The sequence below is a fragment of the Sulfitobacter sp. R86518 genome (genome assembly GCF_042466275.1).
Taxonomy (GTDB): Bacteria; Pseudomonadota; Alphaproteobacteria; order Rhodobacterales; family Rhodobacteraceae; genus Sulfitobacter; species Sulfitobacter pontiacus.
Map to the genome: position 1 here is coordinate 2,625,249 of NZ_JAXHCA010000005.1, position 12,031 is coordinate 2,637,279.

Annotated in this window: 9 protein-coding genes and 1 pseudogene; 3 read left to right on the top strand and 7 right to left on the bottom strand. The window is 60.5% G+C overall.

Features of this window, described 5'->3' with window-relative positions; genetic code table 11:
- Positions 1 to 102: 102 nt before the first annotated feature.
- The 7 genes and pseudogenes from SJY36_RS13970 to SJY36_RS14000 all read right to left on the bottom strand — a co-directional run bounded on the left by SJY36_RS13970 (position 103) and on the right by SJY36_RS14000 (position 8,712).
- Entirely contained in the window at positions 103 to 1,329 is a 1,227-nt protein-coding gene (locus SJY36_RS13970; RefSeq protein ID WP_386175899.1) for a phenylacetate--CoA ligase family protein, read from the bottom strand.
- Between the two features lie 63 nt (positions 1,330 to 1,392).
- Positions 1,393 to 2,229 carry an ABC transporter ATP-binding protein gene (locus tag SJY36_RS13975; protein WP_037942846.1) on the bottom strand — a complete coding sequence of 279 codons (837 nt, stop codon included), beginning with the start codon at positions 2,227 to 2,229 and terminating at the stop codon, positions 1,393 to 1,395.
- A gap of 76 nt (positions 2,230 to 2,305) precedes the next feature.
- Positions 2,306 to 3,586: an ABC transporter substrate-binding protein gene (locus SJY36_RS13980; protein WP_386175902.1), complete on the bottom strand. Its 1,281-nt coding sequence runs from the start codon at positions 3,584 to 3,586 to the stop codon at positions 2,306 to 2,308.
- Positions 3,587 to 3,683: 97 nt separating this feature from the next.
- Positions 3,684 to 4,760: a branched-chain amino acid ABC transporter permease gene (locus SJY36_RS13985; protein WP_005850182.1), complete on the bottom strand. Its 1,077-nt coding sequence runs from the start codon at positions 4,758 to 4,760 to the stop codon at positions 3,684 to 3,686.
- A gap of 75 nt (positions 4,761 to 4,835) precedes the next feature.
- A complete protein-coding gene (locus SJY36_RS13990) occupies positions 4,836 to 5,825 on the bottom strand; it encodes a branched-chain amino acid ABC transporter permease (protein WP_037942843.1) in 990 nt (329 codons plus the stop codon).
- Between the two features lie 35 nt (positions 5,826 to 5,860).
- Entirely contained in the window at positions 5,861 to 6,670 is an 810-nt protein-coding gene (locus tag SJY36_RS13995) for an ABC transporter ATP-binding protein (protein WP_174226616.1), read from the bottom strand.
- An 85-nt stretch (positions 6,671 to 6,755) separates the two neighbouring features.
- Positions 6,756 to 8,712: pseudogene (locus SJY36_RS14000) on the bottom strand (AMP-binding protein).
- A gap of 220 nt (positions 8,713 to 8,932) precedes the next feature.
- Here SJY36_RS14000 and SJY36_RS14005 point away from each other — a divergent pair.
- Genes SJY36_RS14005 through SJY36_RS14015 form a run of 3 tightly spaced genes read left to right on the top strand, consistent with a single transcriptional unit; the run spans position 8,933 to position 12,002 of the window.
- Complete coding sequence (locus SJY36_RS14005) at positions 8,933 to 10,843, top strand: PAS-domain containing protein (protein WP_386175906.1); 1,911 nt, start codon at positions 8,933 to 8,935, stop codon at positions 10,841 to 10,843.
- A complete protein-coding gene (locus tag SJY36_RS14010) occupies positions 10,840 to 11,541 on the top strand; it encodes a response regulator transcription factor (RefSeq protein ID WP_132997895.1) in 702 nt (233 codons plus the stop codon). Before SJY36_RS14005 ends, SJY36_RS14010 begins: the two co-directional genes overlap by 4 nt.
- Positions 11,532 to 12,002: a GNAT family N-acetyltransferase gene (locus tag SJY36_RS14015; RefSeq protein WP_386175909.1), complete on the top strand. Its 471-nt coding sequence runs from the start codon at positions 11,532 to 11,534 to the stop codon at positions 12,000 to 12,002. Before SJY36_RS14010 ends, SJY36_RS14015 begins: the two co-directional genes overlap by 10 nt.
- The last annotated feature ends 29 nt before the right edge of the window (positions 12,003 to 12,031 follow it).

Consider the following 12,031-nt stretch of genomic DNA (forward strand, 5'->3'; position numbering starts at 1 on the left):
AGCGGGATGACTGAAAATTGTAGCGCGAGGCGCAAGTGCAAAGGCGTGATCCTGCCTTTGTGCCTGAATCTCCGGTGCCATAATGCGTGCCTTCAGCACGGGTCAGTCATAGCTACGCTGGTCTTCGATCACCAATCCGTCGTTGGGCAGGCTGCCCGGCGCGGCCAGCACGACCTTGCCCTTCAGCTTGAGAAGCGCGGCAACAGAGGCACCGTAGCTGTCCGCGTCATCACCCGTCGTCTCAAGATGCACGGTCATGACGTCCTGTTCATTCGCACGGCTTGCCACCACGCGGGCCTTCGTGACCTCGGGGTGATGCGCGACAAGCGCCGCGACCTGTTCGGGGCGTACGAACATGCCCTTGATCTTGGTGGTCTGATCCGCACGGCCCATCCAGCCCTTGATGCGCATATTGGTCCGCCCGCAAGGAGACGCCCCCGGCAGCACGGCGCTCAGGTCGCCTGTGGCGAAACGGATCAGCGGATAGTCGGAGTTCAAGGTGGTCACCACGACCTCGCCCACCTCGCCCGGAGCGACGGGGGTGCCGGTGCCGGGGGTCACGATCTCGACGATTACATTCTCGTCCACGATCATGCCTTCGGCGGCGGGGCTTTCGTAGGCGATGTTGCCCAGATCCGCCGTTGCATAGCTTTGCAAACAGGTGATCCCCCGCTCTGCATAATAGTCGCGCAAGGACGGGAACAGCGCGCCCCCGCCCACGGCCGCCTTGGTGATGCCAAGGGTCACCCCCATCTCATCCGCTTTTTCGAGAATGATCTTGAGGTAATCCGGCGTGCCAGCATAGGCGGTCGTGCCTATATCGCGCGCGGCAATGACCTGCAGTTCGGTCTGCCCGGTGCCCGCCGGCAGCACCGCCGCCCCCACAGCCCGCGCACCGGATTCAAAGATCATGCCCGCAGGTGTCAGGTGATAGCCGAAACAGTTCTGGACGATGTCGCCCTCGCCAATCCCCACCGCATGCAGGAACCGCCCCATGCGCCACCAGTCCGGCGCGTCGGACGAGGGTTCGTAGATCGGGCCGGGAGACTGGAAGATATGGGTAAACGCATGGGCGGGTTTGGTGGTGAAACCGCCAAAGGGGGCCGACTGCGCCTGCTGTTTCCCGATCTCGGATTTACGCAGAACCGGCAGCGCGGCCAGCGCCTCGACATTGGTGATCGTGTCTGGCGCGACCCCGTCCAACGATCCGGCATAGCCCGGCAGCGCCTGCGCCCGAGCGATCTGCGCGGGCAAGGTCCGGGCAAGATCGGCCGCCCGTGTCTCGGGGCTGCGGGTCTCTAGGCTGTCAAAATAAGACGTCTGTGCCATGTCGCTTACTCGCAATTCATCTGGGTGGTCAGGAAATGGAAAACTCGTGGGCCGTGCGCTGGATCAGCTGAGCCAGCGTTTGCGGCGCCGATAGCTGCGGACATCGCGGAAGGATTTGCGCCCCTCGTCCGACATGCCAAGGTAGAATTCCTTAACGTCCTGGTTCTCGCGCAGGTCGGCGGCAGGGCCGTCCATCACGACGCGACCGGATTCCAGAATATAGCCGTAATGCGCAAAGCGCAGGGCAACGTTGGTGTTCTGTTCGGCCAGCAAGAAGGTCACACCTTCGTTTTCATTCACCGATTTGACGATCTCGAAAATCTGTTCGACCAACTGCGGCGCAAGACCCATCGATGGCTCGTCCAGCAGGATCGTTTCAGGGCGCGACATCAGAGCGCGACCAATGGCGCACATCTGCTGTTCCCCGCCCGAGGTATAGCCCGCCTGCGATTTGCGCCGTTCGCGCAGCCGTGGGAAATAGTCGTACACCATTTCCAGATCCCGCGCGATCGCCGCCTTGCCGTCACTGCGGGTATAGGCACCGGTCAGCAGGTTCTCTTCGATGGTGAGGTGTTCAAAGCAATGCCGCCCCTCCATCACCTGCACGACACCGCGTTTCACCATCTCTGCGGGGTCGAGCTTGTGCACCGGATCATTGCGGTATTTGATCGACCCTTTGGTGACCTCGCCCCGTTCGGAATGCAGCAGGTTGGAAATCGCCTTGAGCGTCGTGGTCTTGCCCGCGCCATTGCCGCCCAACAGGGCCGTGATACCGCCCTTGGGCACCTTCAGGCTCACGCCCTTCAGCACCAGAATGACCGAGTTATAGATCACCTCGATATTATTGACCTCAAGAAGGGTCTCGACCTGCGCGTCGGGCGTTGGGGTGGCATCCAGCATGGGTGTCTCTTTCACTAGGTGGCGTGGGGGTCGGGCGCGGCAACAATGCCGCCGCGCCCCTGTTCAAGGGCTGCGCTTAGCAGCTGGGTTCGATACCGGATTCCGCGGCAAAGGCCTGCGCATCTTCGGTCACCAGCGGGGCCAGCACGTCTTGGTCCGACTGGATGTAGTCGGTGATCAGGCTCCAGCTGTCGGCAGCAGCATCCCACTGCGCCACAGCACCATAGCCGTTCCCACCGTGGTTTTCACAAGACACCGTGAACTCTGGCCCAAAGTTCGGCAGACCCAGATCCGCCATCTTGGCTTCGGTGATATCCAGTGCTTCCATGCCGTCACGCATCTGCGCCGGTGTCAGCGCCTTGGTGTCATGGATACCCTGCGCCGTTTTGGCAGCTTCGGCAGCCAGCATCGCGGCGTAAAGGCCACGGTTATACAACGCGGTCCCGATCTGGTCGCCCGCGCCTGCGGCCTTGCCAGTATCAACAACATACTTCTGGATGTCGTCGAACACGGGGAAGTCATCGCCCACGTTATGGAACGTCAGCGCCTTGTAGCCATTGGCTTTGTCACCCGCTGGACGCACGTCGTTCTCGGAACCGGACCACCAGATGCCGATGAACTGATCCATCGGATAGCGGATGTTCGCGGCTTCCTGCACGGCGACCTGGTTCATCACACCCCAACCGTACATGATCACATTGTCCGGCTTTTCACGACGGATCTGCAACCACTGGGATTTCTGTTCCTGACCGGGGTGGTCAACGGGCAGCAAGGACAGTTCGAACCCGTGCTTTTTGCCCAGCTCTTCCAGGGTGCGGATCGGCTCTTTGCCGTAGGCAGAGTTGTGATAGACCAGCGCGATCTTCTTACCTTCAAGGCTGCCACCGTTCAGATCCAGCAGGTGCTTGATCGCGACCGAAGCGCCGTCCCAGTAGTTGGTGGGGTAGTTGAAGATATTCTTGAACACCGACCCGTCTTTGGCGGATGTCCGGCCATACCCCATGGAGTGGACAGGGATGCCATCTGCCGTCGCTTTGGGGATCAGCTGATAGGTGATGCCGGTGGACAGCGGTTGATAGACCAGCGCGCCTTCGCCCTTGGTGCTTTCATAGCATTCCACACCCTTTTCGGTGTTATAGCCGGTTTCACATTCGATCATCCGGATCGGTTCGCCGCCGATACCGCCATCACGTTCGTTCAGCAGCGTGAAGTAATCCGCATAGCCGTCGGCAAAGGGAATCCCGTTTGCCGCATAAGGGCCCGTGCGATAGCTGAGCGACGGGAATACAAGCTCTGCCATTGCGGGGCCCGCAGCCAGAGCAGCGCCAAGCGCCAACGTAGTCATCTTCAGTTTCATCGGTGTTTCCTCCCTTGGATGTATCCGATCTTGCCGGGTTGTCCCGGTCGTCTCTTCTTCGGCCTTGGGTCTCCTCCCCCCGGCCATGCGTCCTTCCCTAGTGCGGGAAGGGCCACAATCTCAGTTTTTCCTTGGCGACGCGCCACAACTGGGCCAACCCATGCGGTTCCGCGATCAGGAAGATGATGATCAACCCGCCCACGATCACAAGCTGCAGATGCGCCACGATATCCGTCGGCCAGCCGAACCAGTCCACGCCCACGATTTTCAACGCAACCGGCAAGAGCACAAGGAACGCGGCCCCGGCAAAGCTGCCAAAGATCGATCCCAGCCCGCCGATGATGATCATAAAGAGCACAAGGAACGATTTCTGGATGCCAAAGGCCTCGCCCACTTCGACCGCGCCCAGATAGACCGCAAAGAACAGCGCCCCCGAGATGCCGATGAAGAAAGAGCTGACCGCAAAGGCCGTCAGTTTTGCCCGCAGCGGGTTTACCCCGATGATCTCGGCCGCGATGTCCATATCACGGATCGCCATCCATTTGCGCCCCACCGACCCACGGGTCAGGTTGCGTGCCACATAGGCGCTGAAGATCACGAACATCAGGCAGAACAGATAGGTCGCCCAGGCCTGCGTATTCGGTCCGGTGATCTCGATTCCGAAGAATGTCCGCTCCGGCGCGCTGATCTGGCCCGAGGCAGAGTAGTTGTAGAACCACGGCACACGGTTGAAGAGCCAGACCAGAAAGAACTGCGCCGCCAGCGTTGCCACGGCCAGATAGAACCCTTTGATCCGCAGCGATGGCAGGCCGAACAACACGCCGACACCGGCGGTCACCAGCCCCGACAGCAACACATGCACCAGCATGCTCACGTCGGGAAAGGCGGTCATGAATTTGTAGCAGGCATAGGCCCCCACGGCCATAAAACCACCGGTCCCCAAGCTCACCTGCCCGCAATAGCCCACCAGAATGTTCAGCCCGATCGCCGCGATGGCGTAGATCAGGAACGGCAGGAACAGCGAGTTCACCCAATAGTCATTGATCACAAACGGGATCACGGCAATGGCGATGAACAACACCAGATAATAGCGATACCGGTCGAACTTGATCGGAAACGTCTGGCTGTCTTCTTCGTATGAGGCGCTGAAATCCCCGGCTTCACGATAGAACATCAGATGCTCCCCCCGTTCCAAATGGTTTTAAATCCTGGGTTCCGGGGCAAAGCCCCGGTCAGGGAGTTGCCAAAACTACACACGTTCAATGATCTTCTCCCCGAACAAGCCCTGCGGACGGAACACCAGAAAGATCAGCGCCAGCATGTAGGCGAACCAGTTCTCTGTCGCACCGCCAAGGAAAGGCGCACCGATCAGGAATTCGAACAGCTTCTCCCCCACACCGATGATCAATCCGCCCACGATGGCACCGGGGATAGAGGTGAACCCCCCCAGCATCAGCACCGGCAACGCCTTCAGCGCGATCAGCGAGAGCGAGAATTGGACCCCCGACTTCGTGCCCCACATGATGCCCGCGACAAGGGCGACAAAGCCCGCCAGCGACCATACGAGGATCCAGATAAAGTTCAGTGACACGCCGACAGACAAAGCCGCTTGGTGATCGTCCGCCACAGCCCGCATGGCGCGGCCCTGTTTGGTGTATTGCGCGAACATCACCAAGCCGATCACCAGCAACGCGGCAATGATGCTGGCCACGATATCCAGATTATCGATAAAGAACCCGTAGCCAAAGGCATTAAAGGTGGTGTCGTCGATCCAGGTGTTCAGCCCCTGCGGCAGCCCCACATCCATAGACTTGATGTCGGACCCCCACATCAGATCGCCCACCCCTTCCAGAAAATAGGCCAGACCGATGGTCGCCATGAAAAGGATGATCGGCTCTTGCCCGACCAGATGGCGGAAGACCAACCGCTGCACCGCATAGGCCAGCGCGATCATCACCACCATCGTCAGCAAAATCGCGAGGAACGCCGGCACGTGCCAGCCGAAATGGTGAATATCCGTGCCCAGGATCGCGTTGATCAGGTGGCTAAACGGCACCTGCCCATCGATGATCCCCGCCAGAGTCAGGGCCGCAAACAGCGCCATAACCCCTTGGGCATAGTTAAAAATACCCGAGGCTTTGTAGATCAGAACAAACCCCAGGGCGACCAGTGCATAGAGCACACCCGCCATAAGCCCGTTCAGGAACACCTCGATTGTAAAGGCCAGTTGCTCAGGCATATCAGACCCTCCCCATCGCAAAACCAGTGGCAAAATCAGTCATGTGCAACCCCCAGATATGCGTCGATCACGTCTTGGTTGTTGCGCACCTCGCTCGGGGTGCCGTCGCCGATCTTCTTGCCGTAATCCATCACAACCACACGGTCGCTCAGGTCCATCACAACGCCCATATCGTGTTCGATCAGGGCAATCGTCGTGCCGAATTCATCGTTCACATCCAGAATAAAGCGGCTCATGTCCTCTTTTTCCTCGACGTTCATACCCGCCATCGGTTCATCCAGCAGCAGGATCGACGGCTCGGCAGCCAGCGCGCGGGCCAGTTCGACCCGTTTCTTCAAGCCGTAGGACAGACGCGACACGGGCGTCTTGCGGATCGCCTGAATCTCAAGGAAATCGATGATCTTTTCGGCGACTTCGCGGTTCGCGGTCTCTTCGCGCTCCGCCTTGCCCTTCCAGATCGACTGCCAGAACATGCCGGTCTTCATATTGGTCAAACGCCCCGTCATGACGTTGTCCAGCACCGACATCCCTTCGAACAGGGCGATGTTCTGGAAGGTGCGTGCGATCCCCTGCTGCGCCACCTCAAAGGGTTTCATCGCCGGACGGCGGCTGCCCTTGTACCAGACCTCGCCTTCCTGCGGCACATAGAACCCGCTGATCACGTTCAGCATGGATGATTTGCCCGCGCCATTCGGCCCGATGATCGCGCGGATCTCGCCCTGACGGATGTCGAAAGAGATATCCTTGATCGCCTCCACCCCACCGAACCGCAGGGTGATGTTTTTCATTTCCATCACAACGGGGCCAATCTGGCGCCCATCCGCTGTGACATAGCCGTCGGTCATATCTTTCACGCCGCAGCCCCCTTCCAAATGGTCTTAAAATCCACTGCGCAACCGCAGCGCCCGCATGCTCCGCCTGATGTCATGCTCATTGCGCGGCCATCTTACGGGTGTCTGCGAACACCTTGGCGTCGCGTACCTCCAGCGTGGCCGAGATCGACCCCTTGCGCCCGTCTTCATAGGTCACTTCAGTAACCGTGCTGACAGAAGGGCGACCCGTCGTAGAGCGCGGTGATGATATCGTCGAACTTCTCGCCGATGACCTTGCGACGGACTTTGCGCGTGCGCGTCAGCTCTCCGTCGTCGGCATCAAGTTCCTTGTGCAGCACAACAAAGCGATGCACCTGACAGCCCGACAGCATTTCGTCTTCGGCGATAGAGGCGTTGACCTCTTCCACATGGCTCTGGATCGTGTCCATCACCTGCGGATGCCGCGCCAGTTCCTGATAGGACGCATAGCCGATGTTGTTGCGCTCCGCCCAGTTTCCGACCGCGGTCAGGTCGATATTGATAAAGGCGGTGCATTCGTCGCGTCCGTTGCCGAATACCACCGCTTCAAGGATGTTGGGGAAGAACTTCAGCTTGTTTTCCACGTATTTCGGCGCAAACAGGCTGCCATTAGCCATTTTGCCAACGTCTTTGGCGCGGTCGATAATGCGCAGATGCCCGGTGCCTTCCTCGATAAAGCCCGCGTCGCCTGTCGCGACCCAGCCTTCGGCATCCTTGGTATCGGCGGTGCTTTCGGGGTTCTTGTAATACTCCACAAAAACGCCGGGGCTGCGGTAGAAGACTTCGCCGTTCTCGGCGATCTTCAGCTCCACGCCGGGGCAGGTCACGCCGACCGTGTCACTGCGCACTTCGCCATCGGGCTGCGCGGTGATGAAGACGGTGGCTTCGGTCTGGCCATAAAGCTGTTTCAGGTTGATCCCGAGCGAGCGGTAGAAATCGAAAATCTCCGGCCCGATCGCCTCGCCCGCGGTATAGCCGACGCGCACGCGGCTGAGGCCAAGCGTGTTTTTCAGCGGGCCATAGATCATCAGCTCGCCCAAGGCGTATTTCGCACGGTCCATCGCACCCACGGATTTCCCGTCCAGAATGGCGGGGCCCACCTTGCGCGCATGGGCCATGAATTTGTCGAACAGCCACTTTTTGAAACGGCTCGCGTCTTCCATCCGGATCATCACCGATGTCAGCTGGGTTTCGAACACGCGCGGTGGGGCGAAATAATAGGTCGGGCCGATCTCGCGCAGATCCACATGCATCGTGTCTGCGCTTTCAGGGCAGTTCGTGCAGAACCCCGTCCACAGCGCCTGCCCGACGGAAAAGATGAAATCCCCCACCCAAGCCATCGGCAGATAGGCCAGAATATCGTCCGTCTGACGCAGCTTGTCGAAAGCGGAAGAGGATTTGGCCGTCTCGATAATATTGCGGTTGCTCAGCACCACACCTTTGGGCTTGCCCGTGGTGCCAGAGGTATAAAGCATGACGCCCGTGCTGTCGTAGTCCAGCTTGGCCTGACGCGCTTCAAGCTCTTTGATGTGCTTGTCGCGGGCCTTGCGACCCATGTCTTGGACGGCGCTATACTGGTCCAGCGCGGCGTGGTCGTATTTGCGCAATCCGCGTGGATCAAGATAGATCATACGCTCGAACTGGGTCAGCTGATCCTGAACGTCCAGCACCTTGTCGACCTGTTCCTGATCACCGGCGATCACAAAACGCGCGCCACAATGATCCAGCACATAGGCCATCTCTTCTGCGTTGGCGTCCTGATACAGCGGCACAGGCACGGCACCGACCATCTCTGCGGCCATCATGGCCCAATACAGATAGGGACGGTTGCGGCCGATGATGGCGATAAAATCACCCTCGTTCGCGCCAAGCTCCAGCAGGCCAAGCGCAAGCGCTTCTACCTCGTCGCGGGTCTGTGCCCACGTCCAGCTTTGCCAGATGCCATATTCTTTTTCGCGATACGCAGGCGCGTTCGCAAATTGCTTTGCATTACGATGCAGCAGCGCCGGAACCGATTGCGGTCCGTCGGCGCTCACGAGCGTGTGAGCCAAATGTCTTCCTCCCAAACCCTGCTCTTTTTCGGCAGGTCGATCGCTGGTGCGATTCTGATGTCACACCATGATGTTGACCTGATGCTCTGCGTCAACTTTTACCTAATGATTTCTCAATTCTAACGAATTGTAACAGGCGTGATTTCCCAAGGTTGCGCTTGGCGGCGCTGTGGGGATGGTGCAGTCTGCCGCGGGGGGAGGCTGCATGCAGATCGACGATCACCAGACAAAACTCATGACCGCTGCGGGGCTGAACCTGATCGCGCAAGCGCTGACGATCTATGACGCGGATTTGCGGCTGGTGCTGTGTAATGCACCGTTCCAGCAGATGTTCGACCTTCCCAAAGCGCTGGTCACCCCAGGTGCGAGCTTTCAAGAAACGATCACCCTGCTGGCACAGTTGGGGGAATACGGTGACGTGGACGACGTGGCGCGTTTTGTGGCCGAAAGGGTGGAACAGGCCCGCGCGTTTGAACCCCATTATATGGAACGCACCCGCGCCAATGGCCGCACCATCTCGGTCGAAGGCTCCCCCCTGCCCCAAGGCGGCTGGGTCACCGTCTACACCGACATCACCCGCACCAAACAGCAAGAGGCCCTGCTGCGCGCCCGGTCTGATGCGCTGTCGGGGCAGGTGCTGGCCCATGCCGAAGAACTGTCAGCCACCAACCGCGAACTTGCCGCGATGAACACCGCGCTGGAAGAGGCAAAACGCCAGCTCACCCTGTCCGAAGCCCGCACGCGGCTGACCACAGAAATGATGCCGGCCCATATCGCCCATGTGGATGCAAACGCCTGTTACACCTATTCAAACCGGCGGTTGGCCTCTGTCATGCCGGGGCGGCGCGCGGATCTGATCGGCCGCCATATCGCAGAGGTTCTGGGGCAGCAGGCCTACAACTCTATTGCCCCCTCGCTCACCCAAGCCTTTGCCGGAAAGCCGTCGGTGATCGAATTCACGGACGAGATGAGCGCCCGGCGCATCCGCGGCGCCTTCACCCCCGATACAAACGGCGGGGTCTATATCCTGTCGATGGATGTGACCGAGGAAACCCAGAACCGTGTCGCCCTGCAGCAAACCCGACGACGCGAGATCGCCGCGCAGGTGATCTCGGGGCTGGCGCATGATTTTTCCAACCTGCTGACGATCATCCTTGGCCTTCAGTCCCGGCTAGGTCGGCTGGACGGCCAACCGGCAGAGGCCGCCCCCCTCATCGAAGGCACCCTTGCGGCAGCGCGCCGGGGCGGCACGTTGCTCAGCTCTATTGCCGATATGACAGGCGCGCGCACGCTGCGTCCGACTGCGACCCATATCCCGCGGCTGCTGGAAGATCTGACCCTTATCGCGCGCCCCACCCTGCCCAAGGGCATGACGCTAAGCATCGACAACCAGATGGATGACACCCCCGTACTGCTGGACAGCGGTCTGGTGCAGGACGGGCTGCTGAACCTGATCCTGAACGCCCGCGATGCCTGCGGGGCTGCGGGGGCGATCTCGCTCGAAATACGACAGGTCCATGACACATGGATCGAATGGGTCTTGCGCGATACCGGCCCCGGTTTTTCGCCCTCGGCGCTAGAACACGGGTTTGATCCGTTTTTTACCACCAAAGGGGCCGAAGGATCGGGGCTGGGGCTGCCGATGGTCTATGACATGGTGAAATCGGCGGGGGGCGATCTGCGCCTTGGCAATACGGCCCATGGCGCGCAGGTGACCATGCGGCTGCCCTACCGCCCCGCCGTGGCTGCCACCACCGGACTGGTTCTGCTGGTCGAAGACGCCGATGACCTGCGCGCGCTGGTGCGAGACATGTTGATGGGGCTGGGCCATTCCGTGATCGAAGCCGCCAGCGCGGATGAGGCCACCGCCCTGCTGGCCGATCTGCCCGACATCGCGCTGATCCTGTCCGACATCCAGCTTATGGGCGAGGCGACGGGGCTGGACCTTGCCAAACGCCTACCCGCCGATGCGCCGCCGCTGGTATTGATGACCTCGCTCCCGCCCGATGATGCCCAGTTTCTCGAGGCGCAAACCCTTGCCCCCGTGCTGCGCAAACCCTTCGAGATTGCGGATCTGACCGCGCTGATTGCCCCGAAAGAGAGTGCCGCCCAATGACCCGCCCCCTCGTCACCATTCTGGACGATGAACCCGAAATCCGCACGCTTCTCGCCGACGCTTTAGAGGAAGCGGGCTTTGACACGCTGTCCTTCAGCCGCGCCCGCGCGTTCGAGGCCGCCTTGGCGACCCACACCCCCGATGTCTGTCTGGTGGACCTGTCCCTGCCGGATTCAGACGGGCTGACGCTGGTGCATCGACTGGCGCTGGAACAAGGGGCCATCGTGATCATCATCTCGGGCCGCGCACAGGTGCAGGACCGCGTCACGGGGCTGGAACTTGGCGCGGATGACTACATCATCAAGCCCTTTGATCCGGCAGAGGTCGTCGCCCGTATCCGTGCCCGTCTGCGCAGCGCCAAACCCACGCCGCAAGCCGGCACCGTCGCTGCGTTCAGCGGGTGGAAGGCGCATTTCGACCGCTACGCGCTTGAGGATGAAAACGGCGTCGAAACCCCCTTCTCCCACGCGGAGGGGGAGGTGCTGCGCCTGTTTCTGGACGCGCCCAAACGTCTGCTCAGCCGCGCGCAGATGCAGTCGAGCCTTGGCGGCGTCGCCTCTGAAAGCTTTGACAGGGCGATGGACGTGCGGATTTCGCGGCTGCGGACCAAACTGCGCGAAGACCCCAAAAACCCGCAGTTGATCAAGACGATCTATGGCGCGGGCTACATCTTTCTAGGCGACGTCACATGGAGCTGACCCCCCGTCGCATCAGCGGTGGCAGCCCCCATCTGGGCGACGTGCTGCATCTGATGCGCGACTGCTTTGCCTATATGGAGGGGCGCATTGACCCGCCAAGCTCGCTTGGTCAAACCACGTTGCCTTCGCTGCAAGCCACGGCGGATAGGGATGAAATCTGGGTGATCGGCGCGCCGCCTCTGGCGTGTGTGGTGCTGAGCGTGAAACCGGCGGTTCTGTATCTGGGCAAGCTCTGCGTCGCCCCCAGCCATCAGCGACTGGGGCTGGCACGCCATCTGATCACCCACGCCGAGAGCCGTGCCCGTGCCCTGCACCTTGGCCAGCTGGAACTGCAAACGCGGGTGGAGCTGTTGGACAACCACGCCACCTTTCGCGCGCTCGGCTTTCACGAATATGCCCGCACAGCGCACGCGGGGTTTGACCGCCCCACCAGTATCACCCTGCGCAAAACCGTCGCCTGAGCCACGCGGTGCCACCTGCCGCCACAGAT

Coding starts and splice junctions, on each gene's coding strand:
- SJY36_RS13970 (WP_386175899.1), bottom strand. CDS start 1,329: ATGGCACAGACGTCTTATTTTGACAGCCTAGAGACCCGCAGCCCCGAG.
- SJY36_RS13975 (WP_037942846.1), bottom strand. CDS start 2,229: ATGCTGGATGCCACCCCAACGCCCGACGCGCAGGTCGAGACCCTTCTT.
- SJY36_RS13980 (WP_386175902.1), bottom strand. CDS start 3,586: ATGAAACTGAAGATGACTACGTTGGCGCTTGGCGCTGCTCTGGCTGCG.
- SJY36_RS13985 (WP_005850182.1), bottom strand. CDS start 4,760: ATGTTCTATCGTGAAGCCGGGGATTTCAGCGCCTCATACGAAGAAGAC.
- SJY36_RS13990 (WP_037942843.1), bottom strand. CDS start 5,825: ATGCCTGAGCAACTGGCCTTTACAATCGAGGTGTTCCTGAACGGGCTT.
- SJY36_RS13995 (WP_174226616.1), bottom strand. CDS start 6,670: ATGACCGACGGCTATGTCACAGCGGATGGGCGCCAGATTGGCCCCGTT.
- SJY36_RS14005 (WP_386175906.1), top strand. CDS start 8,933: ATGCAGATCGACGATCACCAGACAAAACTCATGACCGCTGCGGGGCTG.
- SJY36_RS14010 (WP_132997895.1), top strand. CDS start 10,840: ATGACCCGCCCCCTCGTCACCATTCTGGACGATGAACCCGAAATCCGC.
- SJY36_RS14015 (WP_386175909.1), top strand. CDS start 11,532: ATGGAGCTGACCCCCCGTCGCATCAGCGGTGGCAGCCCCCATCTGGGC.